The following is a 16,380-nucleotide window of genomic DNA, read 5'->3' on the forward strand; positions in this document are numbered from 1 at the left end:
GAACGTAGACGGTCGATGACCATGACAAAGGCCGCCTTAGCGTTGCGTTAACCCGGCCTTAGCACGACATGGGGGAAGCTGGACGGCGATGAAGCTAAGACTCGTGCTGGCCTGGGCCGCCACGGCCGTCGCCGCCACCGGCGCCTCCCTGGCGGTGCTCGGCCTGCTGGGCACCGGGATCACCGGCACCTCCAGCCACGTGCTGAGCGAGGCCGAGGTCCGCGCGGCCCTGACCACCGCCGGTCCGCGCGCCGCCGTCACGCCGGGCACCGCGCCCGCCCAGACGTCGCAGGGCAAGCTGATCCGCAGCGCGGGCGGCACCGTGATCGCCTCCTGCGCCGGCGACCAGGTGACGTTGCGCTCGTGGAGCCCCGCCCAGGGCTATTCCACGGACGGCGTCGAGCCAGGCCCGGCACGCGAGGCCACGGTCGAGTTCGAGCCGGACGAGGGCGAGGACGTCGAGCTGACTATCACCTGCACGGGCGGTCAGCCTGGGGCACACACCCGGTAAGGCGTTTCAACCCCTCCTGTGAGGGAGATCATCGAGGCGACACCTCCCACTGCGCAGGAAGGAACACCATGATCCGCCGCGCCTTGTTAGCCACCCTCCTCGCCGCCGCCACCGTCACCACCGTCACCGCAGGCCCTGCCCAGGCCCGCGCCTGCCCGCTCGACTACCACTGCGTCACCACCTACTACGCCGACTCGACCTACACGAGCGTCGTCGGCCAGAAGGTCGCGGGCTGCGCCGGCGATGAGTACACGTGGGGCCGGCGCACCTACCACCCCGAGTACGTCGAGACCCCCTGCTGACGGCCGTCCTCATGTGATCAGGATCCCGCCGTCCACCGGCAGCGTCACCCCGGTGATGTACGAGGCCGCGTCGCCGGCCAGGAAGACGGCGGCGGCCACCAGCTCGGCCGGGTCACCGGGCCGCCCCATGACCACCCGGGTCTCCAGCATCCGCTCCAGGTAGCCGGGTTGGTACTGCTCGGTCATCTCCGATGCGAAGAAGCCTGGCTCCAGGCAGTTGACCCGGATTCCGCGCCGTCCGGTCCACTGCTGGGCCAGGTCTCGCGTGAGCCCGATCACCGCGGCCTTGGACGCGCTGTAGGCGGCCTGCGGCAGGCCGGCCGTGGTCTCGCCGAGGATGCTGCCGATGTTCACGATCGACGAGCCGGGCCGCATCACCCGCGCGCACGCCTGCGCCATCCAGTAGGTGCCGTGCAGGTTGACGTCGATGACCTGCCGGAACTCCTGGGGCGTCTCGCGTAGCGCGGGCACGGCGGTGGCGATCCCGGCGTTGTTGATCAGTACGTCGACCGCACCCATGGTTTCGACGGCGGCGGCGACGAGCGCGTCGCAGTCCTCGGGCCGGGTCACGTCCGCACGCACCGCCAGGCACCGGCGGCCGGTCTCCTCGACCAGCCGCCGCGTCTCCGCCAGCCGGTCCTCACGCCGGGCGCCGATCACGACGTCGGCGCCCGCTTCGGCCAGGCCGCGGGCGAAGGCCACGCCCAGCCCGGAGGAGGCGCCGGTGACGATGGCGACCTTGCCGTCCAGGCGGAAGCGCTCCAGCACTCTAGAGCCCGTATTCCTTGACGATGCGCTCGTGCCGCTCGACCTCGACGTCGATCTCGCGGGCCAGGTCGAGCCAGGCCAGCGGGTGCACCCAGCGCTCGGTGGCGTCGTCGAGCAGGGCGTCGACCTCGGAGGGCGACACGTCCGGCGGCACCGCGACCCAGCCGAACACGCCCGGCAGCGGCTCGCCGCTGGTCGGGTGGGTGATGGCGTAGTTCTCGTCGCTGTAGACCCACATCGGCCAGCCGCGCTCGGCCATGACCTCGGTGAACTCCGCCCAGTCCTCCTCGCTCGGCGCGGCGCCGTCGAAGAAGTAGCTGGTGTAGCCGCCGGGCCGCAGGATGCGCACCGCGGCGAAGGGCGGCACGAAGTTCTGCTGCTCCTCGGGGTCCTCAGGGACGGGCTCGAGCAGCTGCGGGTCGAACACCACCAGGTCGCCGGCGTTGTAGTCCATGCCGCGCGGCTGCGGCAGGGCCAGCCGGGCGGTGGCGGGACCGGTGCGGATCGACAGGACCTGGCGCTGGCCGCCGTCGGGCGCGGGGAGGATGACCCTGATGAGGCCCATCTCCTCCTCGATCGGGCCTTCCTTGGACTTGATCGGCATGCCGATCTTGGCCGCGCCCTTGCGTACGGTGTCCCAGTCCTCGGCCGAGGTGGCCATGACGATCATGCGCCAGACGTCCTCGTCGGAGAGCTCGTCGAGCATTTCGGCCAGCGCCTGGGCGGCCTTCTCGTTCTGGTCGAGCTGCTGGGCGGCGCCGGAGAGCAGACGGCGGGCCTCGATCCCGGCCCCGGCGGCGACGGCGTGCTCGGCGGCGTCGAGCGCCTCCGGCCACCGCTCCCGCGCGCTGTGCAGGCGGGCGAGCGCGACCTGCTGCGCGGCGTGCGGCAGCAGTGCGGCCATCTGCTCCAGCCGCTCGTCCTGGCGGGCCTCGATGAGGAGCGTGGTCAGGTAGGCCACGTCGTCGGAGTCGGCCTCGCCGATCTGCCCGGAGTCGACCAGCAGCTTCCAGTAGATGTCGGCGCCGGTGGCGGGGTAGCCGAGGAAGCCGAGCGTGGTGGTGTGGCGGCGGGTGGCCTCGATGTCCTCGCCGGACAGCGGCGCCAGCCAGCCGACCCACTTCTCCGGGTCGGCGTTGAAGCCGTCGGCGGCGTCGAACTGGCCGACCCGCTCCTCGATCGGCCCTGGGACCTCGGGCTCGGTGGTGGCGTCGGCGGCGGCGCGCAGAGCGGCGATGCGCTCGGTCAAGCCCTCGGTGTCGCGCAGCTCGGCGGCGCCGGACTCGGCCAGGTCGGCCAGCAGCCTGGCCTGCCACACACCCTGTCTGGCGACGGCCAGGTCGCCCGCGATCAGGGCGAGCTCGACGCGGGCGCGGTAGCCGCCCATCATGCCGAAGTAGTCCATCCACTGGCGCAGCACGCGGCCGAGCTGCCAGGTGTTGGTGATCTGCGAGGAGCCGGCCAGCAGGCTGACCGCCTGCGACCACTCCACGAACACGCGCGGGTGCTCGCCGACCACGTCGAGGTCGGGCAGCGCGTCGACGGCCTCGGCGATGCGGCCGAGCGTGGCCAGGATCAGCGCCCGGCGCACGCCGTCGCGGTGCTCCTTGGCCACCGGGTCGTCGGGCTTGAACCCGGAGGCCGCCTGCAGCGCGTTGAGCGCGTCCTCGGCGCGACCGGCCGCCAGCAGCGCGCGGGCGCTTTCGGCGCCGAGCTCCCAGCTCGCCTCGTGCCCGGCCACGCGCAGCCGCTCGGCGGCGGACTCGGCGTAGGTCACGGCCTCGCCCGGCTGGCCGGCGTCGATGAGCGCGGCGACGTATTGCGTCACGAGCCCCGCGAAGGCGGGCTTCTCGGGGCTCATGCCCTCGAGGTGAGCCCCCAGCGTCTCCAGCCGCTCGCTCGCGTAGCCCGGCCCGTCGGTGTTGGCCCACGCGATGACCAGTGCCTCGACCGCGGCCGGGGCGGCCGGGCAGTCACGCACGTCTTCGCGCTGGGCGAACGCCAGCACCTGCTGCGCGTCCTCGACGGCGACCGCGCCCTGGGCCCGATCGCCGACGCGGCCGATCAGATGCCAGTAGCGGGCGTAGAACTCGAGCCAGGGCAGCTCCAGGGCCTCAGCCTGCTGCGCGATGGCCGGGGCCATGACGTCGAGCTGCGGGTATCGGCCCTCGTAGGCCTGTGCGGGGAGGTCTCCCAGCGCCATGGCGAGGCCAACGTTGCCCGCCTCAGAAAGCTGCTGCTGGGTTTCGCCGACCCAGGCCCAGATGTCCACGTCCATGGGCAGTCAGTCTGCCAGGTCAACGAGCGTGCCCAAAACGCAGAAGCTCGATGAGCTCGTCCGATTCGCCGTCGTCGAGGACCGAAAACACCGCTGCCATCAGGTCGTCGGTCATCTCCTCGACCGCGGCCCTGCGCGCGACGATCTCGGGCCCCGGCGTGGCGTACGGCTCCGGCCAGGTGAAGAACTTGGCGATCATTTCACCGGCCGCGTGCCCGAACGGGGTCGCGTCGTGGGCGGCGGCGAGCGTGGCCTCCAGCGGGTGCAGCCCGGCCGCGATCACGGCGTTGGCGTGCAGGCCGCCGCGCAGCTCGCGGACGACGTGCATGAGCTGGGTGGCGCGCGCGGGCGGGTCGTCGGCCAGCGGCACGGTCCGCCATCCGGCGAACAGCGGGGCGCCGGTGGACGGAGCCCGGTCGACGACGCGCTGCAGCAGCTCGGCGATCCTGGCGCAGCCGTCGTAGCCGCCGAGCTTGCGCCTGCCCCAGGCCCGGCACGCCTCGGTGTAGAGCTCGACGGCCTGCTCGACGGTAAGTTTGCGGCCGCCGTACCAGCTCTTTTCGACGTGCTCGGGCGGGTAGAAGACGACGACCGAGGCGACCACGTCGGCGTCGCATTCGCCGAGCACGCCGCAGCGGCCCCTGAAATAGAGCTCGCGGGCGCCGAGGTCGTGCTCGTCGCAGATCGCCTTGGCCTCCCGCGAGATCATGAATCCGCCGCCGTACTGGCCGATGGGCGCTTTCACCTGGACCGCGGTGGTGCGTGGGTCTGCCATGTCCACCCCTCAGTTCGTGAAGTAGACGCAGCATCCCTCAGGAGAACATTATTCGGCAAGCATCAGATCCCCGGCGGCGACGAGGACGGCAGGACCGGAAAGGTAGCTGGTGTCCTCGTCGAGGATGACGGTCAGGGTGCCGCCGGGCACCTCGACGGTCCACGTGCCGGTGGTCTCGCCGGTCATGGCCGCGGCGGCGACCGCCGTGGCCACCGTGCCCGTGCCGCAGGAGCGGGTCTCGCCGCAGCCGCGCTCGAAGACCCGCATGACCGCGCGGCGGGTGCCGACCGGGTTGAACAGCTCGATGTTGACTCCGCCGGGGAAGACGCCGGTGTCGAAGCCGGGCTGGTGGGTCAGGTCGACCTGGGTCACCGGGTCGCCGATGGCGCAGGCCAGGTGCGGGTTGCCCATGTCGACGTGCAGGCCGGGGTATTGGTGGACGCCGACGACGGCCACGCTCTCGCCCCGCACGTGGGGCTTGCCCATGTCGACCGTGATGTCGCCGTTGGGCTCAGTCCTGATCTTGCGTAGGCCGCCCCGCGTGGCCAGCGCGAACTCCACCGGGTCCGCCAGCCCGGCGTCGATCAGGTAACGGGCGAACACGCGCACGCCGTTGCCGCACATCTCGGGCGTGCTGCCGTCGGCGTTGCGGTAGTCCATGAACCATTCGGCCGCCCCCGCCTGCTCGGACACCTCGGGGCACTGCTTGGTGCGGACCACCCGGAGCACGCCGTCGGCGCCGATGCCGGCTCTCCTGTCGCAGATCTTGGCGACGAGCGCGGCCGACACATCGATTTCACCATCCGGGTCGGGCAGGATGACGAAATCGTTCTCGGTGCCGTGACCCTTAAGAAAGCGCATTCTAGGAGTTTATGCACAGTGGTGCGCGGCGATTCGCGCGAGGGATCGTTCGAGGAGATCCGGGGCATCGTACGGGAGCCAGCAGACCCGCGGATCGCGGCGGAACCACGATTCCTGGCGGCGGGCGAAGCGCCTGGTGGCCCTGACGGTCTCGGCGATCGCCTGCTCCTCGCTCCACTCGCCCTCCAGGTAGCGGATGACCTGGGCGTATCCGAGCGCGCGGGCTGCCGTACGGCCCTCGGCCAGGCCCTGCCCGAGCAGCGTTCGCACCTCGTCGACCAGCCCCGCCTGCCACATGCGCTCGACCCTGAGCGCGATCCGCTCGTCCAGCTCCGGCCTGGGCACGTCGAGGCCGATCTGGACGCTCGGGTAGACGGCGTCGTAGGACGGCATGGTGGCCGAGAACGGCCGGCCCGAGTGCTCGATCACCTCCAGCGCCCGCACGATGCGGCGGCCGTTGCTGGGCAAGATGACCGCGGCGGCCTCGGGGTCGCGCTCGCGCAGCCGCTCGTACAGGGGGGCGGGGCCGCGCTCGGCCAGCTCGGCCTCGAGCCTGGCCCTGATCTCCGGGTCGGTGCCGGGGAACTCCAGGTCGTCGAGCGCCGCCCGCACGTACAGGCCGCTCCCGCCGACCAGTACGGGCACCTCGACGGCGTCGAAGACGGCCCTGGCGAGCTTCTGGTATTCGGCCACGCTGGCCGTGACCGTGACGTCCCAGATGTCCAGCAGGTGGTGCGGGACGCCGCGCATCTCGGCCGGGGTGAGCTTGGCCGTGCCGATGTCCATCCCGCGGTAGAGCTGCATGGAGTCGGCATTGACGCATTCGCCCCCGAGCCGGAGGGCGATCTCGACGGCGAGATCGGACTTCCCGGCCGCGGTGGGGCCGACGACGGCGATGACTGGCTGCTGGCGCACACCCACAAGTTTGCTAGAGGTCAAGGAGTGTCGGTTGCAGATACCCCTCGTGGGTGAGAAGCCGGCGCTTGGTCTCCACGCCCTCGCCCCCGCTGAAGCCCCCCAGGCCGTTGCCCGCGGCGATCACGCGGTGGCAGGGCACGACGATCGGGATCGGGTTGGAGCCCATGATCGAGCCGATCCCGCGGGCCGGCACCTTCGCGCCGCTGAGCTGGGCGAGCTCGCCGTAGGTGACGGCGGTGCCGTACGGGACCTGGTGCAGGGCCTGCAGGACCCGCAGCCGCGAGCCGGACATGAGCCGCCAGTCCACGGGCGTCCGGAAGGTACGGAGCTCGCCGGCGAAATAAGCGTTCAGCTCCGCGACCGCGAAGGCCGTACGATCCGAATCATGGACTTCAGCCAGGCCGAGCCGGTCGGCCAGCCGCGCACGGGACCCCCAGCCCGACGCGACGAGACCGACTTCGGTGACGGCCAGCACGAACGGGCCTACCGGCGTCGACACCTCGGCGAAGACGACCGTGTCTTCTTCGGGGGCCATGATGTCCTCACGTGAACTCGTGGTGCTGGGCACCTCCAGTGCGGTTCCTACCCGACACCGTAACCACAATGGCTACCTTCTGCGCTGGGACGGCCAAGGCTACCTTTTCGACCCGGGCGAGGGCACGCAGCGGCAGATGGTGCACGCCGGACTGAGCGCGCACGACGTGCACTGGATCTGCCTCACGCACTTCCACGGCGACCACTGCCTGGGCGTGCCGGGGGTCATCCAGCGCATCGCCCGCGACAAGGTCAGGCATCCGGTGCGGGCGGTGTTCCCGGCCTCCGGTGAGACGTACTGGCGCCGGCTCCGCCACGCGGCCGCGTTCGCCGACACGCCGGTCGTCTCCGAGCATCCGATCTCCGGCGACCTGGCCGGCATCGGCTCGCTGACCGCGCGCCGCCTGTCCCACCCCGTCGAGTCGTACGGCTACCGCGTCCAGGAACCGGCCGGCCGCCGGATGCTGCCGGAAAAGCTGGCCGCCCATGGCATCCGCGGCCCCGAGATCGGCGAGCTCCAGCGCACCGGCTCCGTGCGCGGCGTCACGCTGGAGGAGTGCAGCGCGCCCAAGCCGGGGCAGAGCGTGGCGTTCATCATGGACACCCGGCTCTGCGACGCGGTGTTCGAGCTGGCCTCGGGGGTGGACCTGCTGGTGATCGAGGCCACGTTCCTGTCGTCGGAGAGCGCGCTGGCCAAGGAATACGGGCACCTGACGGCGTTCGAGGCCGGGCTGGTGGCGGCGGACGCGGGAGTGCGCAGGCTGGTGCTGACGCACTTCTCGGAGCGGTACGTGTTCGACGACGAGCCCGCGTTCGTGGCCGAAGTGCGGCGGCACTTCGACGGCGAGGTGGTGCTCGCCCGCGACCTGATGAAGATCCCCGTGCCGCGCCGTCAGGTCCACATCCCGGCGAAATAGCCCACCCCGTAGGGGGCCGCCGCCATCAGCAGGCGGCCCCGGTGGTCCCTTCCGCCGCGCCGGCCAGCACCTGCGGGGCGGCGCGCCCGCATGTCCAGCCCCCAGGGGGCGCAGGGTGCCGGCCGCGTGGCCGGCGTGCGAGGTCGTGGTGTCCGCCCCGCCCACCACGATCAGGACGTCGGGGCGAGCGCGGTGTCGCAGGCGGAGCGGAGCTCGGGCAGCCCGGTCACGATCAGCGGGGTTGGCGGGCAGACGGCCGCGGCGACAAGCACGAGCGCAAGGTACGACGCGGCGTCAGTAGGGGCTGCGGCCCGCCTTGACCTTCCCGAACAGCTCCCGGGCGTAGGCGTGAACCGCCTGGTGCAGCCCGCCGCCGAAGCTGATCCTGGCCACGCCCAGCTCGGCCAGCCGGCCGGGCGACGGGGTCCCCGGCCTGAAGAGGATGTTGACCGGCCCCCCGACCTCGGCGACCAGCGCCTGGATCTCGCTCTCGTCCCCCAGCATGATGGGGTAGACGCAGTCGGCCCCCGCTTCCAGATACCGCCGTCCGCGCTCGACCGCCTCCTGACGGGAGGTCCGGCCGCGGGCGTACGTGTCGATCCTGGCGTTGATCACCAAGTCCTGGCCCGCGGCCGACCGGACCTCGGCCAGGAACTCCGCCTGCGCGCCCGCGTCGATCAGCTCGCCGGTACGCGGGTCGGTGTCCTCCAGGTTGCAGCCGACGGCGCCGGTGGCGGCGAGGCGTTCGGCCAGTTCGGTGGGCTTGAGCCCGTAGCCGCGCTCGACGTCGGCGGTGACCGGCACGTCCACGGCCCTGGCGATGCGGGCGACGGCGGCCATCATCTCGCCGACCGGCGTGTCCTCGCCGTCCTCGTATCCCAGCACCCGGGCGACGGCGGCGCTGCCGGTGGCGACCGCGGGAAACCCGGCTTCGCGTACGGCGCCCGCGGAGGCGGCGTCCCAGACGTTGGGCAGGACCAGCGGGTTTCCCGGCACGTGCAGCGCCCGCAGGGCGGCTGCCTTGGCAGTTGTCATTCCCCGAACCTACGGAGCGGAGTGGCCCTCCCTGTAGGGCCAATATGAGCCATAACCGGCAAGCCACTTCGCCGGGACGATCAGCAGCCGCCCGTGGCGCACTGGCCGCCGACCTCGCCCGCCGGGCCGTCCGCCGGGTTGTCGCCCACGGGTGACTGCGGCGGCTTGGTGGGCGACGACGTCGCGGGATTCTTGCCGGTGCCGGTCTGGGCCGTGCCGCGCGAGGAGTCGGTGCCCGTCGGGCCCGGGTCGGCGGGGCCGGCTCCGGTGTCCGTGTCGGTCTTGGCGTCGCCCATGCTGCCGTCCTCGGGGGCGTCGGTGGCGGCGTCACCCATGGTGGCGTCGTCGTCCTGGAACGTCTCGTCGCCGCCCGCGCTCTGGGAGGGCGCCGGCCGGCCGCTGCCGTCCTGCGTGGCGGGGGTGCCGGGGTTCGCCGCCAGCATGTAGCCGGCCCCGCCCGCCGCGAGCACGGCGGCGAGCACCGCAGCGGCGATGACGGCGGTCTTCTTCGTGTTTTTCGAGGACTTGTGCCCCGGGGTGGCGTTCCTCTGGGCCAGGCGGACATCGCCCGGCCCGGTCAGGATCTCCTGGCGATCCGACTCATTCGGATCTTGCATGGTGCTGCAGCTCCCTGCGGTCGTATCGGGGAAAGCTCGCCGGCTTCCGCGGGTGATGGACCACACTAGCCGCAGCAGAGGAATGCTCGCACACCAATCACAAAGGAATCACGACATGCCCCCCATAAGATCCATTTACGCTGGTAGACGCGCTCGCCTGGCGCCTGTAGCAGGCGTCACCGTGGTCCTCGTCACCGCGGTGGTGGGCATATTCCTGGCATTCACCAAGTCCCCGGAACCGATCTCACAAAGCGCTCCGACATTTGATCAGGAAACGCTCCTTTCCGTAAGATCTAATTCACCGTCCGCTACTTCTACCGGGCCGATGCCGAAAAAAACGCCTTCTCTCCGAGTGGTTGGATCGTTCCAAGAAGCGGGTGCGCAGACCGCCGACATCGTTTCCGCGCCTCTGCCGGTCCCCTGGATCCAGGCCGTTCCACCGCCGGAATCGCCCGCCCCCGCTGCCCCGTCGCTCAGCCCCGGGACTCTGCCGTCGTCCGTCGCGGAACCCCTGTCGTCTGTCACGGAACCTCTGGTATCGGGGTCAGGGACGACGTCGCCATTGGCTTCGCACGTGCCCGGGCCGCAGCGGTCGGCGGCTCCCGGCGCGCCTTCCCAGGAACGGTCCGCGCCGTCGCCGCGTGAGGTTTCTCCGGCCCCGCAGGCGCCGCCTCAGACACCTTCCCGGGAACAGTCCGCGCCGGAGCCGGTACGGCGGCCGCCGTCTTCGCGGGCCGGCATCGTGGATCCCTGCGCCACCTTCCACGACTTCCGGCGCGAGCCCTGCTACAGCTTCTTGGATCGCCTCACCCGATGACCTGAGCCGGGCGAGAACGCGCAGGCCGGCGACGCGCGCCCTCTCGCGGCGTACGCCGGAGCGCTCACCGTCAGGTCAGCGCACCCGCGGGCGCGTCAAGCGCCCGCGGGCAGGCTCAGAGCGCTGAGCAGGAGCCCGAGGACGCGGGGGACGGCGCCGGGCGGCCGATGGCCGGCATGCCCAGCAGGACACCGGAACCCGCCGACGGCGGCGCCGCCTGGCGGGACGCCCAGGCGTCGCCCGCCCGGGTCCGCCTGATCGACACGGGTCCGTCCGCCACCAGGTGGTGCGGTGCCGCGTACGTGACCTCGACCGTCACCATGTCACCCGGCCGGGGCGTCTCGGCGCCCACCGCGAAGTGCACCAGCCTGTTGTCGGCCGCCCGCCCGGACAGCCGGCGGGTGGCGTCGTCCTTGCGCCCCTCACCCTCGGCCACCAGCACCTCGAGCGTCCGTCCCACCTGCTTCTTGTTCTCCGCCCATGAGATCTCCTCCTGCAGGGCGACGAGCCGCTCGTAGCGCTCCTGCACGACCTCCTTGGGCACCTGGTCGGGCATGGTGGCCGCCGGCGTGCCGGGCCGGATGGAGTATTGGAAGGTGAAGGCGTTGGCGAAGCGGCTCTGCCGGACCACGTCGAGCGTGGCCTGGAAGTCCTCCTCCGTCTCCCCCGGGAAGCCGACGATGATGTCGGTCGAGATGGCCGCGTCCGGCATGGCGGCCCGGACGCGCTCGATGATGCCCAGGTAGCGGTCGGCGCGGTAGGAGCGGCGCATCGCCCGCAGCACCCGGTCGGACCCCGACTGCAGCGGCATGTGGAGCTGATGCATCACATTGGGCGTCTCGGCCATGGCGGCGATCACGTCATCGGTGAAAGCGGCCGGGTGCGGTGAGGTGAAGCGGACCCGCTCCAGGCCCTCGATGTCGCCGCAGGCACGCAGCAGCTTGCCGAAGGCCAGCCGGTCACCGAACTCGACGCCGTAGGTGTTGACGTTCTGGCCCAGCAGGGTGACTTCCAGGACGCCCTGGCCCACCAGCGTCTGGACCTCGGCGAGGATGCCGCCCGGCCGGCGGTCCTTCTCCTTGCCGCGCAGCGACGGCACGATGCAGAAGGTGCACGTGTTGTTGCAGCCGACCGAGATGGCCACCCAGGCGGCGTAGGCGGACTCGCGCTTGGTGGGCAGCGTCGAGGGGAAGACCTCCAGCGACTCCTTCAGCTCGACCTGCGCCTCGCCCTCGATGCGGGCCCGCTCCAGCAGCACCGGCAGCGAGCCGATGTTGTGGGTGCCGAACACCACGTCGACCCATGGCGCCTTGCGGACGATCTCACCTTGGTCCTTCTGCGCCAGGCAGCCGCCCACGGCGATCTGCATGCGCGGATTGCGCGTCTTGGCCGGCCGGAGGTGGCCGAGGTTGCCGTAGAGGCGGTTGTCGGCGTTTTCCCGCACGGCGCACGTGTTGAACACGACCACGTCGGCGGTCTCGCCGGCGAGTGCGGGCACGTAGCCGGCGTCCTCCAGCAGACCTGACAGCCGCTCGGAGTCGTGCACGTTCATCTGGCACCCGTATGTGCGCACTTCGTATGTGCGGGCGCCCTCCTGGGTCACAGTCATGGCACGTTCAAGGGTAGTCGTTGTCCGGCTTGCGGCAGCCCTTAGCCTTCCAAAAGGCCTGCTTGGTGGCCGGATGTGATCGGATCGGTACCGCTTGGTTAGTGACCAGCGTCCTGGAGCCCTCTACGGTTTAGCGCATGACGGAGAACGGTGACGACGCTCCACTCGTACGGTTGGAGAACGTCAACAAGCACTTCGGGGCCCTGCACGTCCTGAAGGACATCAACCTGACCGTCTCCCGCGGCGAGGTCCTGGTCGTGATCGGCCCATCCGGGGGCGGAAAGTCCACGCTCTGCCGGGCCGTCAACCGGCTGGAGACGATCGACAGCGGGAGGATCGTCTTCGACGGCCAGCCATTGCCGAACGAGGGCAAGGCGCTGGCAAAGCTCCGCTCCGACGTGGGCATGGTGTTCCAGTCGTTCAATCTGTTCGCGCACAAGAGCATCCGCGAGAACGTCACCCTCGGCCCGATGAAGGTGCGCGGCCAGGCGCGGGACGTCGCCGACAAGCGGGCCATGGAGCTTCTGGAGCGCGTCGGCATCGCCGCGCAGGCGGACAAATATCCCGCGCAGCTCTCCGGTGGCCAGCAGCAGCGGGTCGCGATCGCCCGGGCGCTGGCCATGAACCCCAAGATGATCCTCTTCGACGAGCCGACGTCGGCCTTGGACCCCGAAATGGTGCAGGAGGTCCTGGACGTCATGATCAGCCTGGCCCGGGAGGGGATGACCATGATGGTCGTCACCCACGAGATGGGCTTCGCCCGCAGGGCCGCGAACCGGGTCGTGTTCATGGCTGAGGGCCAGATCGTGGAGGAGAACACCCCGGACGCCTTCTTCGGCTCTCCCCAGACCGATAGGGCCAAGGATTTCCTTTCTAAGATTCTGACGCATTGAGAGAGCCGAGGTAGGACGATGCATATCCGTCGCATGGGTGTTGCCCTCATCGCCGCGGGCGCCATGGTCGCCGGCCTCGCCGCCTGCGGCGGCGGCGGTGCCACGACCGTGTTGCAGAAGGCCAAGGACGAGAAGAAGCTCGTCGTCGGCGTGAAATACGACCAGCCTGGGCTGGGACTGAAGAAGCCCGACGGCACGGTCGAGGGCTTCGATGTGGACGTCGCCAAATACATCGCCGGCAAGCTGGGCGTGCCTGAGAGCGGGATCGAGTTCAAGGAGGCCCGCTCGGCCAACCGGGAGACCTTCCTGAAGCAGGGCCAGGTCGACATCGTGATCGCGACCTACTCGATCACCGACGCCCGCAAGCCGCAGGTCACCTTCGCCGGGCCCTACTACCTGGCGCACCAGGACTCGCTGATCCGGGCCGACGACAGCTCGATCACGAGCCTGGAGACCCTGAAGGGCAAGAAGGTCTGCCAGGTCAGCGGCTCCAACTCGTGGAAGAACATCACCGAGGGCACCAACAAGATGAACATGAAGGTCGAGGCGACCTTGGTGCCCGCGGGTGGCTACGACGAGTGCATCGCCAAGCTCAAGAGCAAGGCCGTCGACGTGGTGACGACCGACGACACGATCCTGGCCGGCTTCGCCAAGCGCGAGGGCGCCGGCGTGAAGGTGGCCGGCGCGCCGTTCACCGACGAGAAGTACGGCATCGGCCTGAAGAAGGGCGACATCGAGACCTGCAACGAGATCAACAAGATCGTCGCGGGGATGTGGTCCGACGGCACGGCCGCCAAGCTGCTGGAGAAGCACTTCGCAGGCACGGGTCTGAAGGTGGAGACCGCGGCGCCCCCCGCCGAGGGCTGCGCCTGATCTCCGTCCAGACCCGGTCGCTCGCCGGTGAGCCCCGCCTGCTCGCCGGCGAGCTCTCCTGACGAGGAATGTCATGGACACTTCCGCCCTGTTTGATTTCTCCCCACTGATCCAGGAGATCGACAAGATCCTCCTCGGGTTCTGGGCGACGATCCGTCTGACGATCACGAGCGCGGTCATCGCGCTCGTCCTCGGCACGATCCTGGTGGCCATGCGGGTGGCGCCGACGCCGGTCCTGCGCTGGGCCGGCGCGGCGTACGTCAACGTCGTCCGCAACACCCCCCTGACCCTGGTGCTGATCCTGTGCGCGCTGGGGCTGAGCGACACGATGCAGCTCACCTTCTCCGAGGACCCCACCACCAACTACTTCTGGTGGGCGGTGGCCGGCCTTTCCGCGTACACCGCCACGTTCGTGTGCGAGGCGCTGCGCTCCGGCATCAACACCGTCTCCATGGGGCAGGCGGAGGCCGCCAGGGCCATCGGGCTCACGTTCATCCAGTCGTTGCGGCTGGTGGTGCTGCCGCAGGCGTTCCGGTCCGTCATCTCCCCGCTGGGCAGCATCCTGATCGCGCTCACCAAGAACACCACGATCGTCATCGTGGCGAGCTATCTCGACGCGGCGGCCCAGATGAAGCAGATGTTCGACGACTACGGCGGCACCATCCCCATCTTCCTGGGCTTCGCCTTCGGTTACATGGTCCTGACTCTGCCCACCGGCTACGTGTTCGGCTGGCTGGCCAAGCGACTGGCGGTGGCACGATGAGCACGAGTGTCCTGTTCGACGCGCCCGGACCGCGGGCGCGGCTGCGCAACAACGCGCTCACGCTGCTGTCGGTGGCCGTCCTGCTGCTCATCGCCTACCTGGTGATCTCGACGCTGGGCGACAAGGGGCAACTCGACGCCGCCAAGTGGGAGCCGTTCCTGCGTGGCGACACCTGGACCGGGTTCATCATCCCCGGCCTGATCAGCACGTTGCAGGCGGCGGTGGTCGCCGCGGTGCTCGCGCTGGTCTTCGGCGTGCTGTTCGGTCTCGGCAGGCTCTCCGACCACCGGCCGATCCGCTTGTTCTGCGGCGGGGTCGTCGAGTTCTTCCGTGCCATCCCGCTGCTCATCCTGATCTTCTTCGTGCAGGCGGGTCCGGCCACGCTGAGCGGTTACACGGTGAGCGTGCCCGCGTTCTGGGCCGTCGTCATCGGCCTGACCCTCTACAACGGCTCGGTGCTCGCGGAGATCGTCCGTGCGGGCATCCTGGCCGTGCCGAGGGGCCAGTCCGAGGCCGCCTACGCCATCGGGCTGCGCAAGTCCGAGGTGATGCGCATGGTGCTGGTGCCGCAGGCGACGACGGCGATGATGCCGGCGATCGTCAGCCAGATGGTGGTGCTCCTGAAGGACACCGCGCTCGGCTGGATCATCGCCTACGAGGACCTGCTCAACGCCGGGCTGAAGCAGTTCGCCGTCAACTACGGCAACCTCATCCCGAGCGCCATCGTGCTGGCGCTGTTCTACGTGCTGATCAACCTGGCACTCAGTTACCTCGCCCACTGGCTCGAGCGCCGTAGCCGTCGCAGCCACAAGTCGGCCGCGGGCCCGGTCGCACCGCCGGCGGCGCTGGAAGCCAGCGCGACGTAGTGACGGCGGTGGCGCGCGACGCGCGTGCCACCGCCGTAATCCCCCAAGAAGGTGTCACGGCTCGGTGATAACCGCGCACCAACCGTCTTGTACGCGGTCCCCGGCGAGCAAACTCCTCCTGACGGAAGAGACCGGGGGTGCGGATGCGTCGGGCGTACGTGGCGTGCTCGGGCGTCATGGCCATGGGCCTGGCCGCATGCGCCGGCGGGGGCTCGTACACCAACGTCGTGGACAAGATCAGAGCTTCCCGGAAGGTCGTCGTCGGCACCAAGTGGGACCAGCCGAGCCTGGGACTCAAGACGGGCGACGCGGAACCGCAGGGGTTCGACGTCGACGTCGCCCGGTACATCGTGCGGCATCTCGCGGGCGGCGCGGATGTGCGGATCACGTGGCGGGAGTCGCCGTCGTCCAACCGCGAGGCGCTGCTCCAGAACGGCACCGTTGACCTGATCGTGGCCTCGTACGCCATCACCGAGGCCCGCAGGCCCAAGGTGACGTTCGCGGGGCCGTACGTGATCGTGCCCCAGGACACGATGGTCCGGGCCGGTGACGCCGGCATCTGGAAGACCGCCGACCTGCGGGGCAAGCGGCTCTGCCTGGCGAAGGGCTCGAACTCGTACCGGCGGGTCGTCGATCCGCCGCCGGACGGCAAGCTGGACCTGCCGGCGGTGCTGGTGCCCGCGAGCAACTACTCCGACTGTGTACGCAAGCTCGCCGACGGCCGGCTCGACGCGGTGAGCACCCAGAACCTGATCCTGGCCGGGTTCGCCGAGCAGGAACCGGGCAAGTTCCGGCTGCTGAACGATCCGATCCTGGACGAGAAGTGGGCCATCGGCCTCAAGAAGGGTGACATCGCCACCTGCCAGGCCATTGACCGGGCGATCGCCGAAATGTGGCGGGACGGCACGGCGACGCGGCTGCTGCACAAGTGGTTCGGCAGGACCGGGCTGAAACTACCCTCGTCCCTGCCGCCCGCCGAACGCTGTGCTTGATCCCTCGGGCCTGATCTCCCAGGTCCGCCCGCGCGCCTGGCAATCTTCCGG

At 70.3% G+C, this 16,380-nt stretch carries 17 protein-coding genes; 8 read left to right on the forward strand and 9 right to left on the reverse strand.

Translation table 11 applies throughout. From position 1 onward, the window contains the following. Positions 1 to 88 precede the first annotated feature (88 nt). Complete coding sequence (locus tag ACTMTI_RS07915) at positions 89 to 511, forward strand: hypothetical protein (protein WP_441119168.1); 423 nt, start codon at positions 89 to 91, stop codon at positions 509 to 511. A gap of 68 nt (positions 512 to 579) precedes the next feature. Further along, the gene (locus tag ACTMTI_RS07920; protein WP_441119169.1) at positions 580 to 813 is read left to right on the forward strand and encodes a DUF6289 family protein; all 234 of its coding nucleotides are present in this window, start codon (positions 580 to 582) and stop codon (positions 811 to 813) included. Between the two features lie 9 nt (positions 814 to 822). Here the strand turns inward: ACTMTI_RS07920 and ACTMTI_RS07925 are convergent, their stop codons facing one another. The 6 genes from ACTMTI_RS07925 to ACTMTI_RS07950 are packed head-to-tail and all read right to left on the reverse strand — an operon-like array spanning position 823 to position 6,948. Further along, positions 823 to 1,581 (reverse strand): SDR family NAD(P)-dependent oxidoreductase, encoded by a 759-nt coding sequence (locus tag ACTMTI_RS07925; protein ID WP_441119171.1) that lies wholly within the window; start codon positions 1,579 to 1,581, stop codon positions 823 to 825. A gap of 1 nt (position 1,582) precedes the next feature. Beyond that, on the reverse strand, positions 1,583 to 3,859 hold the full coding sequence (locus ACTMTI_RS07930) for a tetratricopeptide repeat protein (protein ID WP_441119173.1): 2,277 nt from the start codon (positions 3,857 to 3,859) through the stop codon (positions 1,583 to 1,585). 19 nt (positions 3,860 to 3,878) lie between these two features. Beyond that, on the reverse strand, positions 3,879 to 4,634 hold the full coding sequence (locus ACTMTI_RS07935; RefSeq protein ID WP_441119175.1) for an SCO6745 family protein: 756 nt from the start codon (positions 4,632 to 4,634) through the stop codon (positions 3,879 to 3,881). A gap of 48 nt (positions 4,635 to 4,682) precedes the next feature. Continuing rightward, the gene (gene dapF / locus ACTMTI_RS07940; RefSeq protein ID WP_441119177.1) at positions 4,683 to 5,495 is read right to left on the reverse strand and encodes a diaminopimelate epimerase; all 813 of its coding nucleotides are present in this window, start codon (positions 5,493 to 5,495) and stop codon (positions 4,683 to 4,685) included. Positions 5,496 to 5,504: 9 nt separating this feature from the next. Beyond that, positions 5,505 to 6,410 carry a tRNA (adenosine(37)-N6)-dimethylallyltransferase MiaA gene (miaA, locus tag ACTMTI_RS07945; RefSeq protein WP_441119179.1) on the reverse strand — a complete coding sequence of 302 codons (906 nt, stop codon included), beginning with the start codon at positions 6,408 to 6,410 and terminating at the stop codon, positions 5,505 to 5,507. Between the two features lie 13 nt (positions 6,411 to 6,423). After that, positions 6,424 to 6,948 carry a methylated-DNA--[protein]-cysteine S-methyltransferase gene (locus tag ACTMTI_RS07950; RefSeq protein WP_441119180.1) on the reverse strand — a complete coding sequence of 175 codons (525 nt, stop codon included), beginning with the start codon at positions 6,946 to 6,948 and terminating at the stop codon, positions 6,424 to 6,426. A gap of 1 nt (position 6,949) precedes the next feature. On the opposite strand from ACTMTI_RS07950, the gene ACTMTI_RS07955 reads away from it, so the two are divergent. Next, positions 6,950 to 7,864 carry a ribonuclease Z gene (locus tag ACTMTI_RS07955; protein ID WP_441119533.1) on the forward strand — a complete coding sequence of 305 codons (915 nt, stop codon included), beginning with the start codon at positions 6,950 to 6,952 and terminating at the stop codon, positions 7,862 to 7,864. Positions 7,865 to 8,158: 294 nt separating this feature from the next. Here the strand turns inward: ACTMTI_RS07955 and ACTMTI_RS07960 are convergent, their stop codons facing one another. The 3 genes from ACTMTI_RS07960 to miaB form a co-directional block, all read right to left on the reverse strand. After that, positions 8,159 to 8,899, reverse strand: a complete 741-nt coding sequence (locus tag ACTMTI_RS07960) for an isocitrate lyase/PEP mutase family protein (RefSeq protein ID WP_441119182.1) — start codon at positions 8,897 to 8,899, stop codon at positions 8,159 to 8,161. An 80-nt stretch (positions 8,900 to 8,979) separates the two neighbouring features. Next, positions 8,980 to 9,516, reverse strand: coding sequence for a hypothetical protein (locus ACTMTI_RS07965; RefSeq protein WP_441119184.1), 537 nt, complete (start codon positions 9,514 to 9,516; stop codon positions 8,980 to 8,982). Between the two features lie 932 nt (positions 9,517 to 10,448). Then, complete coding sequence (miaB, locus tag ACTMTI_RS07970) at positions 10,449 to 11,942, reverse strand: tRNA (N6-isopentenyl adenosine(37)-C2)-methylthiotransferase MiaB (RefSeq protein WP_441119185.1); 1,494 nt, start codon at positions 11,940 to 11,942, stop codon at positions 10,449 to 10,451. 137 nt (positions 11,943 to 12,079) lie between these two features. Between miaB and ACTMTI_RS07975 the strand changes: the two genes are divergently transcribed. The 5 genes from ACTMTI_RS07975 to ACTMTI_RS07995 all read left to right on the forward strand — a co-directional run bounded on the left by ACTMTI_RS07975 (position 12,080) and on the right by ACTMTI_RS07995 (position 16,329). Then, complete coding sequence (locus tag ACTMTI_RS07975) at positions 12,080 to 12,835, forward strand: amino acid ABC transporter ATP-binding protein (RefSeq protein WP_441119187.1); 756 nt, start codon at positions 12,080 to 12,082, stop codon at positions 12,833 to 12,835. A gap of 33 nt (positions 12,836 to 12,868) precedes the next feature. After that, entirely contained in the window at positions 12,869 to 13,708 is an 840-nt protein-coding gene (locus tag ACTMTI_RS07980) for a glutamate ABC transporter substrate-binding protein (protein WP_441119188.1), read from the forward strand. Positions 13,709 to 13,781: 73 nt separating this feature from the next. Further along, on the forward strand, positions 13,782 to 14,471 hold the full coding sequence (locus ACTMTI_RS07985) for an amino acid ABC transporter permease (protein ID WP_441119189.1): 690 nt from the start codon (positions 13,782 to 13,784) through the stop codon (positions 14,469 to 14,471). Further along, on the forward strand, positions 14,468 to 15,337 hold the full coding sequence (locus ACTMTI_RS07990) for an amino acid ABC transporter permease (RefSeq protein ID WP_441119191.1): 870 nt from the start codon (positions 14,468 to 14,470) through the stop codon (positions 15,335 to 15,337). Before ACTMTI_RS07985 ends, ACTMTI_RS07990 begins: the two co-directional genes overlap by 4 nt. A 143-nt stretch (positions 15,338 to 15,480) precedes the next feature. Further along, the gene (locus tag ACTMTI_RS07995; RefSeq protein WP_441119535.1) at positions 15,481 to 16,329 is read left to right on the forward strand and encodes a glutamate ABC transporter substrate-binding protein; all 849 of its coding nucleotides are present in this window, start codon (positions 15,481 to 15,483) and stop codon (positions 16,327 to 16,329) included. Positions 16,330 to 16,380 lie beyond the last annotated feature (51 nt).

The sequence above is a fragment of the Nonomuraea sp. H19 genome (genome assembly GCF_052068215.1).
In the GTDB taxonomy this organism is placed as follows: domain Bacteria; phylum Actinomycetota; class Actinomycetes; order Streptosporangiales; family Streptosporangiaceae; genus Nonomuraea.